Source organism: Haloarcula rara, from assembly GCF_029338235.1.
GTDB classification, from domain to species: Archaea; Halobacteriota; Halobacteria; order Halobacteriales; family Haloarculaceae; genus Haloarcula; species Haloarcula rara.
In genome coordinates, this window is the sequence record NZ_CP119785.1 from 1,660,352 (window position 1) to 1,676,897 (window position 16,546).

The 16,546-nt window shown below is 67.6% G+C and carries 19 protein-coding genes and 2 pseudogenes; 14 read left to right on the plus strand and 7 right to left on the minus strand.

The genetic code is table 11. From position 1 onward, the window contains the following. The first annotated feature begins 25 nt into the window (after nucleotides 1-25). Nucleotides 26-613 (plus strand): DUF5789 family protein, encoded by a 588-nt coding sequence (locus P1K32_RS08765; protein ID WP_276249359.1) that lies wholly within the window; start codon nucleotides 26-28, stop codon nucleotides 611-613. A 9-nt stretch (nucleotides 614-622) separates the two neighbouring features. Here P1K32_RS08765 and P1K32_RS08770 read toward each other — a convergent pair whose 3' ends face one another. After that, nucleotides 623-1,753, minus strand: a complete 1,131-nt coding sequence (locus tag P1K32_RS08770; RefSeq protein WP_276249360.1) for a thiolase family protein — start codon at nucleotides 1,751-1,753, stop codon at nucleotides 623-625. A 64-nt stretch (nucleotides 1,754-1,817) separates the two neighbouring features. Then, nucleotides 1,818-2,288 (minus strand): pyridoxamine 5'-phosphate oxidase family protein, encoded by a 471-nt coding sequence (locus P1K32_RS08775; protein ID WP_276249361.1) that lies wholly within the window; start codon nucleotides 2,286-2,288, stop codon nucleotides 1,818-1,820. A gap of 114 nt (nucleotides 2,289-2,402) precedes the next feature. Between P1K32_RS08775 and P1K32_RS08780 the strand changes: the two genes are divergently transcribed. Further along, on the plus strand, nucleotides 2,403-3,758 hold the full coding sequence (locus P1K32_RS08780) for an ATP-binding protein (RefSeq protein ID WP_276249362.1): 1,356 nt from the start codon (nucleotides 2,403-2,405) through the stop codon (nucleotides 3,756-3,758). A gap of 68 nt (nucleotides 3,759-3,826) precedes the next feature. Here P1K32_RS08780 and P1K32_RS08785 read toward each other — a convergent pair whose 3' ends face one another. Continuing rightward, nucleotides 3,827-4,261: a universal stress protein gene (locus P1K32_RS08785; RefSeq protein WP_276249363.1), complete on the minus strand. Its 435-nt coding sequence runs from the start codon at nucleotides 4,259-4,261 to the stop codon at nucleotides 3,827-3,829. 179 nt (nucleotides 4,262-4,440) lie between these two features. On the opposite strand from P1K32_RS08785, the gene P1K32_RS08790 reads away from it, so the two are divergent. Both P1K32_RS08790 and P1K32_RS08795 read left to right on the plus strand, forming a co-directional pair. Next, the gene (locus P1K32_RS08790; RefSeq protein WP_276249364.1) at nucleotides 4,441-5,316 is read left to right on the plus strand and encodes an MBL fold metallo-hydrolase; all 876 of its coding nucleotides are present in this window, start codon (nucleotides 4,441-4,443) and stop codon (nucleotides 5,314-5,316) included. Between the two features lie 64 nt (nucleotides 5,317-5,380). Next, nucleotides 5,381-5,677, plus strand: coding sequence for a hypothetical protein (locus tag P1K32_RS08795; protein WP_276249365.1), 297 nt, complete (start codon nucleotides 5,381-5,383; stop codon nucleotides 5,675-5,677). Here the strand turns inward: P1K32_RS08795 and P1K32_RS08800 are convergent, their stop codons facing one another. Then, complete coding sequence (locus P1K32_RS08800) at nucleotides 5,678-6,622, minus strand: DUF5787 family protein (protein ID WP_276249366.1); 945 nt, start codon at nucleotides 6,620-6,622, stop codon at nucleotides 5,678-5,680. Between the two features lie 122 nt (nucleotides 6,623-6,744). Here P1K32_RS08800 and P1K32_RS08805 point away from each other — a divergent pair, with 122 nt between their 5' ends. From P1K32_RS08805 to P1K32_RS08830, 6 genes are all read left to right on the plus strand, one after another. Next, nucleotides 6,745-7,152, plus strand: coding sequence for a response regulator (locus tag P1K32_RS08805; protein ID WP_276249367.1), 408 nt, complete (start codon nucleotides 6,745-6,747; stop codon nucleotides 7,150-7,152). 72 nt (nucleotides 7,153-7,224) lie between these two features. Then, nucleotides 7,225-8,457 carry a translation initiation factor IF-2 subunit gamma gene (locus P1K32_RS08810; RefSeq protein ID WP_276249368.1) on the plus strand — a complete coding sequence of 411 codons (1,233 nt, stop codon included), beginning with the start codon at nucleotides 7,225-7,227 and terminating at the stop codon, nucleotides 8,455-8,457. Further along, a complete protein-coding gene (locus P1K32_RS08815) occupies nucleotides 8,454-8,831 on the plus strand; it encodes a twitching motility protein PilT (protein ID WP_276249369.1) in 378 nt (125 codons plus the stop codon). The genes P1K32_RS08810 and P1K32_RS08815 overlap by 4 nt, the downstream gene beginning before the upstream one ends. Before the next feature lies 1 nt (nucleotide 8,832). After that, complete coding sequence (locus P1K32_RS08820) at nucleotides 8,833-9,411, plus strand: DNA-directed RNA polymerase (RefSeq protein ID WP_276249370.1); 579 nt, start codon at nucleotides 8,833-8,835, stop codon at nucleotides 9,409-9,411. After that, nucleotides 9,411-9,608: a transcription elongation factor subunit Spt4 gene (spt4, locus tag P1K32_RS08825; RefSeq protein ID WP_276249371.1), complete on the plus strand. Its 198-nt coding sequence runs from the start codon at nucleotides 9,411-9,413 to the stop codon at nucleotides 9,606-9,608. The genes P1K32_RS08820 and spt4 overlap by 1 nt, the downstream gene beginning before the upstream one ends. A 1-nt stretch (nucleotide 9,609) precedes the next feature. Continuing rightward, complete coding sequence (locus P1K32_RS08830; protein ID WP_276249372.1) at nucleotides 9,610-10,155, plus strand: GTP-dependent dephospho-CoA kinase family protein; 546 nt, start codon at nucleotides 9,610-9,612, stop codon at nucleotides 10,153-10,155. Between the two features lie 72 nt (nucleotides 10,156-10,227). On the opposite strand, the gene P1K32_RS08835 is transcribed toward P1K32_RS08830, so the two are convergent. Both P1K32_RS08835 and P1K32_RS08840 read right to left on the minus strand, forming a co-directional pair. Beyond that, the gene (locus P1K32_RS08835; RefSeq protein ID WP_276249373.1) at nucleotides 10,228-10,380 is read right to left on the minus strand and encodes a rubrerythrin-like domain-containing protein; all 153 of its coding nucleotides are present in this window, start codon (nucleotides 10,378-10,380) and stop codon (nucleotides 10,228-10,230) included. 88 nt (nucleotides 10,381-10,468) lie between these two features. Then, nucleotides 10,469-11,506: pseudogene (locus tag P1K32_RS08840) on the minus strand (TIGR01177 family methyltransferase). A 248-nt stretch (nucleotides 11,507-11,754) separates the two neighbouring features. Here P1K32_RS08840 and P1K32_RS08845 point away from each other — a divergent pair. From P1K32_RS08845 to P1K32_RS08855, 3 genes and pseudogenes are all read left to right on the plus strand, one after another. Beyond that, complete coding sequence (locus P1K32_RS08845; RefSeq protein WP_220588475.1) at nucleotides 11,755-12,315, plus strand: TATA-box-binding protein; 561 nt, start codon at nucleotides 11,755-11,757, stop codon at nucleotides 12,313-12,315. A 75-nt stretch (nucleotides 12,316-12,390) separates the two neighbouring features. After that, on the plus strand, nucleotides 12,391-12,780 hold the full coding sequence (locus P1K32_RS08850) for a DUF7473 family protein (RefSeq protein WP_276249374.1): 390 nt from the start codon (nucleotides 12,391-12,393) through the stop codon (nucleotides 12,778-12,780). Further along, nucleotides 12,781-14,123, plus strand: a pseudogene (locus P1K32_RS08855) (MFS transporter). A 41-nt stretch (nucleotides 14,124-14,164) separates the two neighbouring features. Here P1K32_RS08855 and hisG read toward each other — a convergent pair. Next, the gene (hisG, locus tag P1K32_RS08860) at nucleotides 14,165-15,013 is read right to left on the minus strand and encodes an ATP phosphoribosyltransferase (RefSeq protein WP_276249375.1); all 849 of its coding nucleotides are present in this window, start codon (nucleotides 15,011-15,013) and stop codon (nucleotides 14,165-14,167) included. 417 nt (nucleotides 15,014-15,430) lie between these two features. Between hisG and P1K32_RS08865 the strand changes: the two genes are divergently transcribed. Continuing rightward, nucleotides 15,431-16,528, plus strand: a complete 1,098-nt coding sequence (locus P1K32_RS08865; protein WP_276249376.1) for a hypothetical protein — start codon at nucleotides 15,431-15,433, stop codon at nucleotides 16,526-16,528. Nucleotides 16,529-16,546: the final 18 nt, after the last annotated feature.

The window sequence follows — 16,546 nt, forward strand, 5'->3', positions numbered from 1 at the left end:
CTGGTTGGATGTCCAAACTTTCAGGATGGCAGATAATAAGAGCGGGCGAGACGAGCAAGCCGACAACGAGCAACGACGGCAGCGACAGCGCGACATCGTCGCGGAGCTAGAACGGGGCGACGAGACCGAACCCCCGATAGGTGCGGACGAACTCGAGAAACTCGAACCGGAGTTAGCGGCAGTGACGTTCCCGGCGACAGGCGCCGAGGTCGTCGAGACCGTGGGGGACCGTTCGCTCGGGCCCGCGACCATCGGGGATTTCCTTCCCGAAACCGAGACCGAGACGTTCGCGGACCCCCAGGCGGTCCAGCAACGGCTCCGTCGGCCCACCATCGCCAGCGCGATGAAGCGTCTCATCGAGGCCAACGCGGCTATCTCGAACGACCGGCTGCGGGACTCCCAGCGGGAGGCCTACGAGCGGACCTTCCGCGAACTCAGGGACATCGACGCCGTCGACGAGGACGAGGGTATCGGCGCCGTCGCGGACTGGGTCGTCGAGCAAATTGACGAGAAAGGCAAACTCCCCGGCTCGCGGGCGGTCCGCCGGCAGGCCGCGAAGGTCTGCCGGGAGAACGGCTACGAGGTCCGCAACGACGAGTGGCTCGGTATCTGAACGGCGCCCCTATCGATGGAACTCGATGGCTGCACCTTGGCCGAAGCCGACGCATTCGGTCGCCAGTCCCAGTTCGGCGTCCCGGCGGGCCATCTCGTGGACCAGCGTCACCGGGAGGCGCGCGCCCGAGGCGCCGAGCGGGTGGCCGATGGCGATGGCGCCGCCGTTGACGTTGAACGCGTCGTCGTCGAACCCTAGTTCACGCTGGCAGTAGACGGTCTGGGCGGCGAAGGCCTCGTTGAGCTCCACGAGGTCGTAGTCGTCGGTGGCCCGGCCGGTCCGCTCGGTGAGCTGGCGGACCGCCGGCACCGGGCCGATACCCATCACCGTCGGGTCGACGCCGACGACCTCGTGGGCACCGATCTCGGCGAGGACGTCCAGTCCGTTCGCGTCGGCGAACTCGCGGCTCGTGACCACGAGTCCGGCCGCGCCGTCAGAGACCTGCGAGGCGTTACCCGGCGTCACCGTCCCGTCTGATTTGAACACCGTGGGCAGGCCCGCGAGCGTCTCCAGCGAGGTGTCCCGACGGATACCCTCGTCCTCGGTGACGGTCCCCTCGTCAGTGTTGATGGGGACGAGTTCGTCGTCGAAGCGACCCGAATCTGTCGCGTCGGCGGCCCGTTCGTGGCTCCGGAGCGCGTACTCGTCCTGGCGCTCTCGACTCACCCCGTGTTCCTCGGCGACTTTCTCGGCTGTCATCCCCATCTGGAGCTCGCCGATGTTGTAGTGCTCCGCGAGGCGGGGGTGGACGTTGTGGGTGTTCTCGCCCATCGGGACTCTCGACATCGACTCGACGCCGCCGGCGATAAGCACCTCGCGCTGGCCCGCCGCGATAGCGTCGGCGGCCCGCATCAGCGCCTCCGCCGAGGAGGCACACCAGCGGTTGATGGTCGACCCCGGCACGCCCTCGCCCAGGTCCGATAGCAGCGAGATGACGCGGGCCACGTTGTTGCCTTGCTCGCCCCGCTGCTGGGCACAGCCCCACAGCAGGTCCTCGACCGCGTCGGGGTCGATACCCGTCCGAGAGAGCAGTTCGTTCACCAGCGGAATCGAGAGGTCCTCGCTGCGGACTCCCGCGAGGGCCCCGTCTTCCTTGCCTTGCGGGGTGCGGACGGCGCTGACGATAACCGGTGTTGGCATGGCCGCCACAACGACCGCAGTCGTGTTAAACCCTCACAAACTCACGGCCACGGACGCGGGGTTGTTATGCCGACTCGTCGACGTCGAATCCCGGTGGGAGCCCGGTGTGTTTGTAGCCGGTCCACTCCTCGACTGCGAACCGATAGACGGTCACGTCCTCGGTCTCCATGGCGGCCTCGATGACGTCCGGACGCCAGGCCGCCTCCAGGACCGGCACGATATCGTCCCACTCGTCGTCAGAGATGGCGTCGACGGTACCGGTCAGCAGGGCGCTCTCCCAGCTGAAGGGGCTCTCGGCGGCGTAGGTCAGAAACACCGCGCGGTCGGTCGCCTCGACGAGCCCGCGCTTGCGGCTGTCGGGGCCGCCGACGAACGTGAAATACAGCGTCTCCCCGTCGTCGTAGCCAAAGGACATCGGGAGCAGGTACGGAACCCCGTCGGTCGGGAGGCCAAGCACCCCCATCTTCCGATTCGCCAGGAACGCCCTGATGGCGTCGTCGTCCATCTCCGTGAGCTGTATCTCCTCAACTGTCATACGAATGGAACTTCGGCGCAGCCGCGAATAAGTGGTTCGGCGATTCCCGCCACGCGAATGGGGCTCGACTCGCTTCGAGTCACTTATGACCGTCCCGAGGTAAACTGCGTGGGAATGAGCAATCCGGAACTGGACGTCGTGGAGTTCTTGCTGACGACGACTATCTACAGCGAGCGGCGAGACCTCGACCCCGACGACCTGCCGCCGGCCTACCGAACGGTGTTCTGGACCGACGGGGACATCGAGCGCCCCCTGTCGGCGACGACCTCGACGGCGCGGGAGGCCACCGGCGTCGAGCGGCCGTGGCAGGCGGTCTCGGGGCTGATGTTCACTGACCGTGACGACTTCTCAGGGACTATCTCCTTTACCGACCGGGACCTCGCCGAGGAGTGGTTCCTGGAACGGGCCGACGCCAGTACCATCGAGTCGAACCCGGTGCTCGCGGCCGAGTACGGCGACGACTACGACGTGGACTACGACGCCGCCCGCGAGGGCAATCGACCGGCGCGGGCCGACCGCGCCTTTATCGACGCGATGCTGGAGGAGGCCTTCGACAGCGAGGACGAGGACGACGAGGAGATGCTCGACCTCGTCGACGTCCGCGCCCCCGCGGAGGTCGAGACGACGCTCAACGACCTCGTCCTGACCCCCGACCAGGAAGGCGAGATTCAGAAGATAGTGAAGGCCATCGAACACCGCGACTACCTGGCCCGCATCGGCCTGCGCGAAATCGGGAAACTGCTGTTTGTCGGCCCGCCGGGCACCGGCAAGACCTCCGTCGCCCGCGCGCTGGCTCACGACCTCGACCTCCCCTTCGTCGAGGTGAAACTGTCGATGATTACCAGCCAGTATCTCGGCGAGACGGCGAAAAACGTCGAGAAGGTCTTCGAGGTCGCAAAGCGGCTCTCGCCCTGTATCCTCTTTATGGACGAGTTCGACTTTGTCGCGAAGACTCGCTCCTCGGACGAGCACGCCGCCATCAAGCGCGCGGTCAACACCCTGCTGAAGAGCATCGACGAGATATCCCTGATTCAGGACGAGGTCCTGCTCATCGGCGCGACGAACCACCCCGACCAGCTCGACGCCGCGGCGTGGCGCCGCTTCGACGAGATTGTCAACTTCCCCAAGCCCGACCGGGGGATGCGCGCGGACATCCTCCGCATCGTCACCCGGCAGATGGACATCACGGAATTCGACCCGGACACGCTCGCGGAGCTGACAGAGGGCCTGACCGGCAGCGACCTCCGGATGGTGCTGCGGGAGGCAGTCCTGGAGGCCCTGACCGAGGAGCGGACCACGCTCACCCAGGACGACCTCGAGGACGCCATCAAGGACTTCGAGGAGCGTGACAACCTGAAGAACATGGACATGATAGACGGCGACCACGACGCGCTCGTGGCGGGCGGGGACTTCACCGACGACAGCGCCGACGCGGCCTCGGACGGCGGGCACGACCACGACCACGACTAGCGAGGGACCGGCGGTCCCTCGGGTAGTGCGAGCGGCGTGAGCCACGAGCACTGCGAAGCCGCAGCGGCCTACTCACTTCTGACCAGCACCACGTCGTAGGAGCCGTCGGTGGCGATGCGGTTGCCGACGCTCGATGCCGTCGTCGTGAGGCGGCCGGCGTCGTCCGAGCCGACGAAGACCATGTCGGCGCTGTTGCGCTTTGCGACCTTGCGGACGGGCTTGGCGATGCGGTTGCCGGTGACGCTCCGGCTACACCGCTCGTACTCGAAGGTCGCCTCGGGCGCGATATCGGTGACCTGTTGGCGCAGCGTCGTCACGATAGCCTCCAGATCGAAGGGCTCGCCGGCCGGGAGCCAGCCTCGTTCCCGGGCGTAGGCGGCGTTGCGCTGTGGAATCACGCTGACGACGATGATGTCTTCGCCGAGCGGGTCGGCGAACTCGCGGGCGCGTTCGAGCGCGGTGACGGTACGCTGGGCGCCGTCGAACGGGACGACGAAGGTCATATCGGCCCCAACGGCGAGACCGAAAATATACCTCTCGGACCTCGGTGGCCGAGCCCGAAACGCGGGACTTATACTGCCGGCTGTAAGTTCGCAAAGATGTTCGCCACCCCGGGGTGGCGAATTACTTCAGTTTGTTACAGCCGGCAGTATTAGGACCTTCGCCGCGAGAGTGTCCGGCGATGGAGGTCACGCTGCTGGGCACTGGCGACACGACGGGCACACCGACCATCGGCTGTGACTGTGACACCTGCGAGCGGGCTCGCGACCCGGACGACCCACTGCGCGAGCGCCTGGCCGAGCGGGGCGTGGACGCCCAGGGCGGCGTCGAGCGGTCGCGCTTTTCGGTCTACCTGGCAAACGACGCGACGGGCGAGACGCTGCTGGTCGACGTCAGCCCCGACTTCCGCCACCAGTTCCTGCGAGAAGGGGTCCCGTTGCCCGACGCCGCCATCGTCACCCACGTCCACTTCGACCACCTCGACGGGCTGGGCAATGCCTACCGGCTGTTCGACGACCTGCCGGTGTACGCGGCCGACGAGACCGACCCCGTCACCGGCGAGAGCGTCGCCGAGGGTATCAGAAGCCGCTACGACTACCTCGACACCGTCTCTGTCCACCCCCGGACGCCCTACGAGCCCTTCGAGGTGGCCGGCTTCGAAGTAACACTTGTGCCCGTGGAACACCCGCCGCTGCTGTGCTACGGGCTGCGTATCGAGGAGCCCGAGACCGGCGCCGTCCTGGCTATCTCGGGGGACACCTGTTACGGGATTCCGGACCGCTCGCGTGCGGTGCTGTCGGGCGCCGACCTGGCCCTGGTCGAGGGAATCGTCCACGCCGAGGCCTGCGAGCGCCACCCCAGGGGCGGGGCCCACCACGACGCCGACGGCGTCCCGCGGACGTTCGGCACGAAACACATGACGCTCTCTGGCGCCCGGGACTTCGCCGCCGACATCGGCGCTGACGACTACCGCATCGTCCACACGGCTCACTTCGTCCCGGCCCAGCGGGCCTTCGCCGACGATATCGCCGTCGACGGCGAGCGCTTCTCGCTGTGACGGCTAGCTTCATGAACTGAGGCGGCCCGGACACCTTTGTACGATGGCCGTGAACACACCGTTCATGGAACGGCGCGGAATCGCGGAGGCAGGCGGCGCGGCTATCGCAAGCGGTGTGCTCGCCATCGGCGCGCTGTGGCTGGCCGTCGGCTACATCGACTGGGTCCTCGTCGTCGGGCTCGCCCTCGGCGTCGCCATCGCTGCCGCGGCGAACTACCGCGCCCGGACCGGTCACGCTGACGCGGTCAAAACGGCGGCCCCCGAGGTGACCGCCGACAACTTCGAGAACTACACGCCGGTGAAAGCCGGCGACGGCGGCACCGAGGGTCTGGAGAACGACGGCGACCGCGACTCGGAGTAATCACTGGAAGCGGTCCAGTCCCGACTGCCGGCGGCGATAGCCGTCTGGCTCGGGCTCCCACGGCGAGCGCTCGGCTCTGCGGGCGTCGGTGTCGACCGACGGCGGCTCGCTGGCCTCGTACCCGCCACACGTCGCGCCACACTCCTCGCTCGCTCTGACGGGCTGGCCCTTCCACGCGCAGTACGGGAGGCCGTCTTCGTCGGGCGAGCACTGCGCACACGCCGGGTAGTCGAACGTGCGCCACCCCTTCGCGTAGGCTCGTTCGGCCAGCCGCGTCCGCGCACTGTGCTTCTCGGCGGCGGTCACGGCCCGGACGTCGGTCCGGCCGGGGTGGCCCTCGATGCGTTCGATTCCCGGCTCCTCGACCGGGAGTCGGGTCGGCTCCCGGACCACCTCGCGCTCGCCGCTGTCGGGGTCGAACCGCCAGACGCCGACCGCGTCGGGGATTCGGTTGAGGTGGGCGCGGGTGACGTAGTCGGCCGTCGCAAGCACCACCTCGTCGGCAAGCGCCAGCGACACGTCGGTCCGGAGCTGGGCCTCGAGGTCGCCCGGTCGGTCGAGGTCGGGCTTGTTCTCGACGGCCGTGACGCGCTCGACCCAGTCCGGATAGCGGGCAGTCTGGCGGACGTACGTCCGACCGCGGCGGCGTTCACGCTCGAAGAAGCCCCGCTCGACGGCGAGTTCGACGGCCCGCTCGGCCCGGTCGGGGTGGCAGTCGAAGGCGTCTTTCCAGTACCGGGCCCGGCCCGTCCCCACGTCGGACTCGATTGCGGCCGTCGGGATGCGCTCGCTGGTGATGGCGGCCCGCGCCGGGATATCGCCCGCGACGAGGACGGTGTCGAGGATGCGCCGCCCGTGGACGTGGCCGCCCAGCTGCCGGCTCACCAGTCGCTCGTCGCCCTCGAGGGCGCCGCACAACGACAGCTCGAAGCCGAACTCACGCACGCGGTGAGAGACGGGCCTAACGAACAAAAACCGTGTGCTCAGTGGACCGGTCCGGGACGCGTTTTCAGCGCGTGAACACGCTCACGACGCTTTATTGTCCAGTGGTATACACTGTCATACGAATGGGGTGTGTAGAAGTGGGAACTGGAAGTTCGGACGCTGGGGAGTCACATCGTGTGCTGGTCGTCGACGACAATCAGGCGCTGGCGGCGGTCGTCGCGGAGTCGCTGGAACAGATCGACAGCGAGTTGCGGACGTCCTGTACCACCGAGCCGGCGGACGCGCTGAGACGGCTGCGAGAGGGCTGTGTCGACTGTCTCGTCACGGACTACGAGATGCCCGACCTCGACGGGCTGGCGCTGGTCGACCGGGACGGGACCGACACGCCCTTCGTCGTGTTCACGCAGCGTCGCGACGACGGAATCGCACGCGCCGTCGCGGACCGCGGCGGCGCCTACCTCCGGAAAGGGGCCAGCCGCGAGCAGTACCGTCGTCTGGCGACGCTGGTCCGCGACCAGCTCGGGAGATAGCCTCCGGCCGCGGGGCGAAACAGTAGGTTTATCAGTCGCACGTGGCGAATCTCCACCAAGATTACTCCCGAGATGACATCAAACAACCAACCGGAGGTGAACATCGGACTCGTCGGCCACGTCGACCACGGGAAGACCACCCTGGTACAGGCGCTGTCCGGCGAATGGACCGACCAGCACTCCGAGGAGATGAAGCGCGGAATCTCTATCCGGCTCGGCTACGCCGACGCCACCTTCCGTCGCTGTCCCGAGGAGGACGAGCCCGAGGCGTTCACCGTTTCCGAACGCTGTGAGGACCACGACGTCGACACCGACCACCTCCGGACGGTGTCGTTCGTCGACGCCCCCGGTCACGAGACGCTGATGGCGACGATGCTGTCGGGCGCGGCCATCATGGACGGCGCCGTCCTCGTGGTGTCGGCGACCGAACCCGTCCCGCAGGCCCAGACCGAAGAGCACCTCTCCGCGCTGGACATCATCGGCATCGACAACATCGTCATCGCCCAGAACAAGGTCGACCTCGTCGACGAGGAGCGGGCGATGCAGAACTACGAGCAGATACAGGAGTTCGTCGAGGGGACCGTCGCCGAGGGCGCGCCAGTCGTGCCCATCAGCGCGGGCCAGGAGGCCAACATCGACCTGCTCATCGACGCCATCGAACGGGAGATTCCAACTCCCGACCGGGACCCCGACGCGGACGCCCGCATGATGGTCGCACGGTCGTTCGACATCAACCGGCCCGGCACCACCTACGAGGACCTGTTGGGCGGTGTCCTCGGTGGCTCGCTCGTCGCGGGCGAGCTCGAGGTCGACGACGAACTCGAACTCCGGCCCGGCCGCGAGGTCGAAGAGGGCGGCCAGACGGAGTGGCGTCCGGTCGAGACGGACGTGCGCTCGCTGCAGTCCGGCGGCGACTTCGTCGACGAGGTCACGCCCGGTGGCCTGCTCGGCGTCGGGACCGGTCTGGACCCCTCGATCACGAAGGGCGACGCCCTGGCCGGCCAGGTCGCCGGTCCGCCCGGCAGCCTGCCGCCGACCCACGAGCAGTTCGTCATGGACGTCGACCTGCTCGAACGCATCGTCGGTGACGACGGCGGCGAGGTCGAGGAGATATCGACCGGCGAGCCGCTGATGCTCACCATCGGCACCGCCACCACCGTGGGCTCGGTCACCAGCGCCCGCGGGGGCGAGTGTGAAGTCGCGCTCAAACGGCCGGTGTGTGCCGAGCCCGGCGCGAAGATCGCTATCAACCGCCGTGTCGGCACCCGATGGCGACTCATCGGCGTCGGCACACTGCGTGAATGATAGTGCTCGACACGAACGCACTCATGATGCCGGTCGAATGTAACGTCCGGCTGTTCGACGAACTCGACCGATTGCTCCCCGACGCCGGGGGGTATCTCGCGCCGGACGCGGTCCGCGCGGAACTCGACAAACTGGCCGACGGCGCCGGCAACGAGGCCACCGCGGCTGCTGTCGGTCGGGACCTCCTGGAGCGGTGTACGCTCGCCGCGACCGAGGCCGACTACGCCGACGACGCCGTGCTCGAACTCGCCGAACGCGAGGACGCGACACACGCCGTAACGAACGATAAACCCCTCAAACGCCGCCTGCTCGACGCGGGGATTCCAGTAATTAGTTTAAGGGGCCGGAACAAACTGGGTATCACTCAACCATAATATGTACAAACGGGTACGCCTACGCGATACAGTCGAAGTGCCGCCGCGCCACCTCGCGGACGTCAGTCCGGGGATGGTCAAGAAGCTCCTGCAGGACAAACTGGAGGGTCGGATGGACGAGGACGTCGGGAGCGTCGTCTCCGTCATCGAGGTCCACGACATCGGTGACGGCGCGGTTTTGCCGAACAAGCCCGGCGTCTACTACGAGGCCGAGTTCGACGCCCTGACCTTCGACCCCCAGATGCAGGAAGTCGTCGACGGGGAGGTCGTCGAGGTCGTCAACTTCGGGGCCTTCATCGGCATCGGCCCGGTCGACGGGCTGCTCCACGTCTCCCAGATCTCCGACGAGTATCTGGCCTACGACGAGGAGAACCAGCAGCTCGCGTCCAGAGAGTCCAACCGCACGCTCGGTGTCGGTGATGCGGTCCGGGCCCGCATCGTCACCAAGAGTATCGACGAGCGCAACCCCCGTGACTCCAAGATCGGCCTCACCGCAAAGCAGGTCGGCCTGGGCAAGCACGGCTGGCTCAAGGAGGAGCGAAAGAAACGCGAGGGCGCGCCGGAAGCCGGTGATAGCTGATGGCGGACCGACTCGTCTGTCGCGACTGTCACCGCGTCCAGGGCGCCGAAATCGAGAGCCAGTGTGAGGCCTGTGGCGGTACCTCCCTGACGGAAGACTGGGCGGGCTACGTCGTCATCGCTCACCCCGAGCAGTCGGATATCGCCGCCGAGATGGAAGTGACCAAACCGGGCCGCTACGCGCTGAAAGTCCGCTAACGTGGCCGACGTTTTACTGACGCTCCCCGCCGCGCTCCGGAGCGAACTCAAGGAGCCGATGGGCGCTCTCTACACCGACACAGCGGCGCTGCTTTCCGATGCCGGCGAGCCGCTCGTGGCCGTGGGCGATATGGTCACGTATCATCTGCTCGAAGCGGGCCGGGTGCCCGACCTCGCCTTAGTCGACGAGCAGACAAAGCGCTCGGCCGTCGACAGCGACGTGACCGCGGCCATAACCGGCTTCGACCGGACTGTCGGGGTCGACAATCCGGCCGGAACGCTCACCCGCGAACTGCTCGAGGCGATGCGTGCGGGGCTGGATAGCGACGATACGACGCTCGTCGACGTCGACGGCGAGGAGGACCTCGCCGCGCTGCCGGCCGTGCTCGTGGCCCCGGAGACGGCCAGCGTCGTCTACGGTCAGCCCGACGAGGGGATGGTGCTCGTGACGCCCAATGGGTCCGTTCGCGAGCGTGTACGGTCGATTCTTGCTCGGATGGACGGGGACTCCCAGGCGGTTTTCGCCGCGATTTCGTCTCGAGAATAGCGGTTCGACAGAGCCACAGACAGCAAGAGACAGCGTCAGCTATCGGATTCTCCGGACTCGATTCGGGGCGAGCTACTGCGGTCGCGGCACGCTCAGGTTCTGCATCTCCACGCCGCACCGGTCACAGCTCACTGTCGAGCGGTCGGTACAGAGCCGCTTGCCGCAGTCCGGGCATTCGAAGAGCCGTTCGTCGTCGCAGGGGGCGGGGTCTGACCACCGTGGCATAGTTGTGCATAGATGCCCATCCCTGAACCTTAAACATTGTTACCATTCCGAAACAGTGGGCAATCGTCCAGAAAAAGTGGACGAACGGTCACTCCAGAACGTGAACGTGCCTGACCAGCGACCGATGGACGCGCCGTTCGAACCGGTCGGTGACGGTCCAGCCGGCCTCGCGCGCCAGGACAGACCAGTCGCGGTCGGCGACCAGCACGCAGCGGGGGGCGATTCGGTGGGACGCGTCGAGCGCACCGGAAACGAGGGTGCGAGCTCGCCCTCGATGCGGGACTGGCGGCCGTAGGGGGCGTCAAAGACCACGGCGTCGGCGGCGCCGTCGGCGAGTGGCAGGCGCGCGGCGTCCGCGCGGAAGCAGTCCCAGTCGCCGGCGGCAGGATACCGGTCGGGGGCCGGATGCCCGTCGCCGTCGAGGACGTGCCGGAGGTTCCGCCGGGTGCCCCGGACCATCTTTTCCTGTGCGTCGCCGCCCACCACGTCGGCCCCGACGAGACCGGCCTCAAGCAGGAGGCCGCCGGTGCCACACATCGGGTCGACGACGGTGGCGTCGGGACGGGCGCCGGCGATGTTCACCAGCGCGCGGGCCTCCAGCGGGGCCATGCTGCCGGGCTGGAAGAACGGCCGGTCGGTGGGCTGGCGGCCGCCGAAATCACGCAGTGAGTCGACCGCCTGCCAGCCCAGCGCACAGCAGGCTTCGCCGGCCGGGTCATCGGTCTCCTCGTCGCCCGCCGGGTCGGCGAAGTACGCGTAGAGCGTGTGATCGGGCGCTCTGCAGGTCGACGGCGAAGCCGCGGTCGGTCAGCACGCCGCCCAGCGCCCGCTCGGCCTGCTGGGTGTCGATGCCCGTGCTGGCGCGCACGTCGACGGCCCGGACCGCGACGGAGCCCTCGCGGTCGAGGGCGGCGGCCTCGAGGACTGCGGTCGCGCTCTCGACGTCGGGGGCGGCGGTGCCGACGAGGGCACAGGCCCGGTGGGTGTAGGCGAGGTGGCGGGCGCGGTCGGTGACGCCGCGGGCGGTGGCGAGGCCGGGCGCCAGCGGGGTCACGTCGCTGGCGGCGCTCGCGGCCTCGCGGCGCGCGAAGGGGTCGTCCTGCCCGCCGAGTTCGAGGACGTACACACCCGAGCACTGTTCCCACGGCGGTATCAGCGTGCCGGTCCGTCTTCCCCGGTCGGGAACCCGGAGACGGCGGCCGCACGGTCCCGGCCGGACGACCACGATGCGGGTCGGCGACCGCGGCCATCGTCGCGACCGACTCGCCGTATTTAAAACGATTTATAGTCGAGATTGTGTTAGTTTCCGGCCGTTGACTGTCAGTCCATGCCATGAACCTTTATAAAGGTTAAATACGTGTTTTAAGTCGAGATATGGTTGACCCCAAGGAAACCATCAACATCGAAAACGTCGTCGCCTCGACCGGTATCGGCCAGGAGCTCGACCTTCAGAGCGTGGCGATGGACCTCGAGGGTGCCGACTACGACCCTGAGCAGTTCCCCGGACTCGTCTATCGCACGCAGGACCCCAAGTCCGCGGCGCTAATCTTCCGTTCGGGCAAGATCGTCTGTACCGGCGCGAAGTCGACAGACGACGTCCACCAGAGCCTGCGCATCGTCTTCGACAAGCTGCGGGAGCTGAATATCCAGGTAGACGACGACCCCGAAATCGTCGTCCAGAACATCGTCACCTCGGCGGACCTCGGACGCAATCTGAACCTCAACGCCATCGCCATCGGGCTGGGACTGGAGAACATCGAGTACGAGCCCGAGCAGTTCCCCGGCCTCGTCTACCGACTCGACGAGCCCGACGTGGTGGCGCTCCTGTTCGGGTCCGGGAAGCTGGTCATCACCGGCGGCAAAAAGCCCGACGACGCCAAGGAGGCCGTCGACAAGATCGTCTCGCGGCTCGAAGAGCTCGGTCTGCTCGACTGAGCGGCCGCTCCGGCGGCAGTTCACCACCCACCGCGTAGCACAACGCACAAACGCTGGCACGCCCAACTGTCGGGTATGCTCCAGGCCGGCACGCCGAGTCTGACGGGCGGCGGCGTCCTCGCAGTCATCGTCACGCTACTGCTGACGTGGCTGTTCTACGCCGTTACCCTCCATCTGGCGGCGACTTTCTTCATCGGTGAGACGCCGACACAGCTGGCGGCAAAGGCCGCCATCGTCCCCGCTATCGTCTCGATGCTGCTCCAGCAGTGGGGGGTCACTTCGGGACTGGTCTCGCCCAGCCTCGGCGTGCTCGTGGTCGTCGTCGCCACGCTCGTCGCCGACGGCATCGCTATCAGCCTCTCCTACCGCCTCTCGACCAGTTCGACGGCGCCGCTCGTGGCGCTCCACCTGGCCTTCGCCGCGGTGCTTGGCTTCGCGCTGAACAACATCTTCAGTCTCGTGTAGATGGACGACAACGACCGCGCTATCGTCTCCTTTACCGGGCTGGCCCACGCGCTGGTCCACACCTACGAGCTCTCTATCCCCATCTTCGTCGTCGTCTGGCTCACCGAGTTCCCCGTGACGACCGCGACGCTTGGCACCGTCGTCGCCGTCGGCTACGCCCTCTTCGGCGCGGGCGCGCTGCCCGGCGGCGTGCTCACCGACCGCTACGGATCGAACACGCTCGTCACGCTCTGTCTCGTCGGGATGGGGGCCTCGTTCCTGCTGCTGTCCGTCGCGCCCGCTATCCCCGTTATCGCCGTCGCGCTCGGGCTGTGGGGCCTCTCGGCCAGCGTCTACCACCCCGCCGGGCTGGCGCTCATCTCGAAAGGCGTCTCGGCGCGGGGACCGGCTTCGCCTACCACGGGATGGCCGGCAACGCCGGTATCGCGCTGGGCCCGCTCGTCACCGCCCTCCTGTTGCTGGTGGCCGACTGGCGCGTCGTGGCCGCCCTGCTGGTCCTGCCCGCGGTGGGTGCCGTCGCCTACGCCCGGACCGCGGAGTTCGACGAGACGGCTGCGGTGCGCGCGGCGGACAGTGCCCAGCGTTCCGACGGCGGGAAGGCGAGCGACGAGAGCCGCCCCTCGTCGGAACAGCGTTCCGACGGCGGTGAGTCGAACACTGCAGCAGACGGCCCGCCGAACTCACTCCGCGAGTTTCTGGCCGACAGCCGCGCGCTCTTTACCGTCGGCTTCGCGCTGGCGATGCTCGTGGTGATGGCCAACGGGCTGTTCTACCGCGGGGTCCTCACCTTCCTCCCGGACGTGCTGGGTAATTTCCTCCCGCCCGTCGGCGACGTCCTCGGCCTGTTTGCCGACAGCCCGCTCGCCGCGGAGTTCGACCTGGCCTCGTACCTGTATGTGGGGCTGTTGACCGTGGGTATCGGCGGCCAGTACGCGGGCGGGAAGCTCACCGACCGCATCCCGACGGCCACCGGCATGGTGGCCGTCTTCGCGGGGCTCGCGGTGGTCGCCGTCAGCTTCGTCCCCGCCGCGGGCGCCGGTGTCCCGGCGCTGCTCGCGGCCAGCGCCGCGCTTGGCTTTCTCCTCTTTGCGCTCCAGCCGCTCTACCAGGCCACCATCGCCGAGTACAGCCCGCCGGGTGACCGCGGCCTCTCCTATGGCTACACCTACCTGTGCTCGTTCGGTGTCGGCGCCGCCGGCGCGGCCATCTCGGGCTATCTGCTGTCGGCCGTCGGGGTCCGGGGAACCTTTCTGGGCCTCGCGGTCTTTCCCCTGCTCGGGCTCGGTTTCGCGCTGGCGCTGTGGCGGCTGGGTGGGCACAGTGACGACACGCAGCCGCGATAAAGGGGGTTACGCCGACGACTGATAGCGGGACCGGACCTACGTCACTCGACTAGGCGCTCGATTTCGGTCACCAGCACGTCGCTGGCGCCCACGTTTTTGAGGTCGTTGATGACCTCGAAGACGCGGCTGTCGTCGACGACGGCGTGGACCGCCACGTCGTCGCTGCCGGCGATGTCCATGACGGTGGGGCCACCCATCCCCGGCAGCACGTCTTTGACTTCGGACAGAGCCGACTCGGGGACGTTCATCATCAGGTAGCGTTTCCCCTCCGCCGACAGCACCGAGTGCAGTGCCATCTGGACCTGCTGGACCTTCTCGTCGTCGGCCACGTCCTCGCGGGCGAACAGGCGCACCGAGGAGGAGAGCACCTCGTCGATAATCCCGAGACGGTTCATCCGCAGCGTGGTCCCGGTCGAGGTGATGTCGATGATGCCGTCGGCGATGTCGACGTGCGGGGTCAGCTCCGTCGCGCCCGAGACCTCCGCGATGTCCACGTCCACGTCGAGGTCGGCGAAGTAGTTCCGGGCGATGTTGGGGAACTCCGTGGCGACGGTGCCGCCGTCCAGGTCGTAGACGGTCTCGATGTCGCCCTCCTCCGGGGCGGCAAGCACCAGCCGACAGCTCCCGAACTCAAGGTCCAGCAGCTCCTCGAGATTTCCGACCTCGGACTCTCTGACCTGGTCTAGCCCGGTGATGCCGATATCCGCTGCACCGTCGGAGACGTACTCCGGGATGTCCGCGGCGCGGGCGTACAGGACCGTCACCTCGGGGTCGACGGTGTCGGCGTACAGTTGGCGGTCGGCTCCGTCGACGATGTGGAGGCCGGCCCGTTCCAGCAAGTCCTCCGCCGGGTCGTGCAAGCGGCCCTTGTTGGGGACGGCGATTCGCATACTGGGTGGTCGCGGCCGCGGGCCTACTGTCTTTCCCTCTAGTAACAGTGGTTGCGTCGTCTGCTGGCAGGGAGAACGTCCCGGTAGTGGTGCTTCCCAGCGATGCGAACAGCCAGAAAGCCCCGGCTTGCTACATTCGGGGGACTTTCTGTCTGTCCACGGTTCCATCTCAGGCGTCTCAACTGGCGCTGCCAGTCGTTTCTAGTCCCGACGCGGCAACAACAGAAAGAGTCCCCCGGCTACCAGCGTCAGCCCGGCCATCAGGTAAAACGAGAGGTCGAAGAGGCCGCGGTCGGCCAAGGCGGCGGCCAGCAGGCGGGAGGTTGCCGGCCCGGAAGCACAATGCTTTGTTTCACGACCCACTAGCTGAAACTGCTGATGAGTCCACTCTCTCTCACACTAGGGGCTCTCGTTCTGTTGAGTCTGGTAGTCGCATCGACGCTCTACGCGCGGCGAGTCCGGCGCTACGACAGTGAGCGTGCAGCGGCGATGCTGGACAGTGCTGGGGGAACGGTGTTGGGGGCCTTTGCCACGGTCGCCGCCCTCGCGCTCGTCGGCAGCAACGCCGGCCCCCTCAACGACGGGCTCGCAGTCGCCCTTCCGGCCGGCGGCTGGCGTTTTATCGGGACCGTCAGCGTCGCCGCCCTTTTGGCCGGGCTACTCGCTGGGGCGATACTCGTCTGTTACGTCCCGCTCGCGTTCGCCATCGTCACCGCCACCGAGACGGACCGCACCGCCCCTGAACTGCTCGGCAGGCTGGCTCGGTCGCTCCTCGTCTACGCCCTCGTGTTGACGCCGTTGCTGACAGTCCGCTGGTTGCCGCAGTTCGGACTCGCCGCGCTCCTCGCGACAGTGGCGGCGCTGCGGGTAGTGTGGTACCTGCTTTCCCCACAGATTGTCCGGTTCACCCACCGGACGCGACCACTGGGGGAAGCGGAGCGCGAGCGCCTCGAAGCGGCGTCCGCTGCCGTCGAGTTCGAACCGCACGCGGTCTCCGTGCTGGATAGTGAGCGGTCTCCCTCGCTCGGGATGAGTTACGTCGGAATCCCGGGTCGTCGCACGGTGCTCGTCGCCGAGCAGTTCCTCTCAAACGCGGACGATTCACAGCTTCGCGTCGCGCTCTCCCATCTCGACGCCATCTGTCGGACGGGTTTTACCGAGCGCCGGACCGCGCTCCTCTCCGGCGGTCTGCTTGGCTGTGCGTTCTTGCTCTCGCCGCTGTCGCCCCTCTCCGCTTTCCGGACGCTCCTCGCTCTGGCGGCCCTGGCCGCGGGTGTCGTCGCCGGGCTCTGGCGACTCAGCGCGAAACTCTATCGCGCCGATCGCGTCACAGCGGACCGGGTCGGTGCGCGGGAGCTGCTCGCGCTGTTCGAGTGGTGGCTCGACGAGTGTGGCCAGCCGGAGTCCACGCACGGGCGACTCGCCACAGTCCTGCACTCCCAGCCGCCACAGAACCGGCGTCTCGACCGGCTCCGCGAGCGAGCCGACGGCGACGACCCGAACCCGGCAGATTGAGGCACCGGGAGCCAGAAC

Coding starts and splice junctions, on each gene's coding strand:
- P1K32_RS08765 (WP_276249359.1), top strand. CDS start 26: ATGGCAGATAATAAGAGCGGGCGAGACGAGCAAGCCGACAACGAGCAA.
- P1K32_RS08770 (WP_276249360.1), bottom strand. CDS start 1,753: ATGCCAACACCGGTTATCGTCAGCGCCGTCCGCACCCCGCAAGGCAAG.
- P1K32_RS08775 (WP_276249361.1), bottom strand. CDS start 2,288: ATGACAGTTGAGGAGATACAGCTCACGGAGATGGACGACGACGCCATC.
- P1K32_RS08780 (WP_276249362.1), top strand. CDS start 2,403: ATGAGCAATCCGGAACTGGACGTCGTGGAGTTCTTGCTGACGACGACT.
- P1K32_RS08785 (WP_276249363.1), bottom strand. CDS start 4,261: ATGACCTTCGTCGTCCCGTTCGACGGCGCCCAGCGTACCGTCACCGCG.
- P1K32_RS08790 (WP_276249364.1), top strand. CDS start 4,441: ATGGAGGTCACGCTGCTGGGCACTGGCGACACGACGGGCACACCGACC.
- P1K32_RS08795 (WP_276249365.1), top strand. CDS start 5,381: ATGGAACGGCGCGGAATCGCGGAGGCAGGCGGCGCGGCTATCGCAAGC.
- P1K32_RS08805 (WP_276249367.1), top strand. CDS start 6,745: ATGGGGTGTGTAGAAGTGGGAACTGGAAGTTCGGACGCTGGGGAGTCA.
- P1K32_RS08810 (WP_276249368.1), top strand. CDS start 7,225: ATGACATCAAACAACCAACCGGAGGTGAACATCGGACTCGTCGGCCAC.
- P1K32_RS08815 (WP_276249369.1), top strand. CDS start 8,454: ATGATAGTGCTCGACACGAACGCACTCATGATGCCGGTCGAATGTAAC.
- P1K32_RS08820 (WP_276249370.1), top strand. CDS start 8,833: ATGTACAAACGGGTACGCCTACGCGATACAGTCGAAGTGCCGCCGCGC.
- spt4 (WP_276249371.1), top strand. CDS start 9,411: ATGGCGGACCGACTCGTCTGTCGCGACTGTCACCGCGTCCAGGGCGCC.
- P1K32_RS08835 (WP_276249373.1), bottom strand. CDS start 10,380: ATGCCACGGTGGTCAGACCCCGCCCCCTGCGACGACGAACGGCTCTTC.
- P1K32_RS08845 (WP_220588475.1), top strand. CDS start 11,755: ATGGTTGACCCCAAGGAAACCATCAACATCGAAAACGTCGTCGCCTCG.
- P1K32_RS08850 (WP_276249374.1), top strand. CDS start 12,391: ATGCTCCAGGCCGGCACGCCGAGTCTGACGGGCGGCGGCGTCCTCGCA.
- hisG (WP_276249375.1), bottom strand. CDS start 15,013: ATGCGAATCGCCGTCCCCAACAAGGGCCGCTTGCACGACCCGGCGGAG.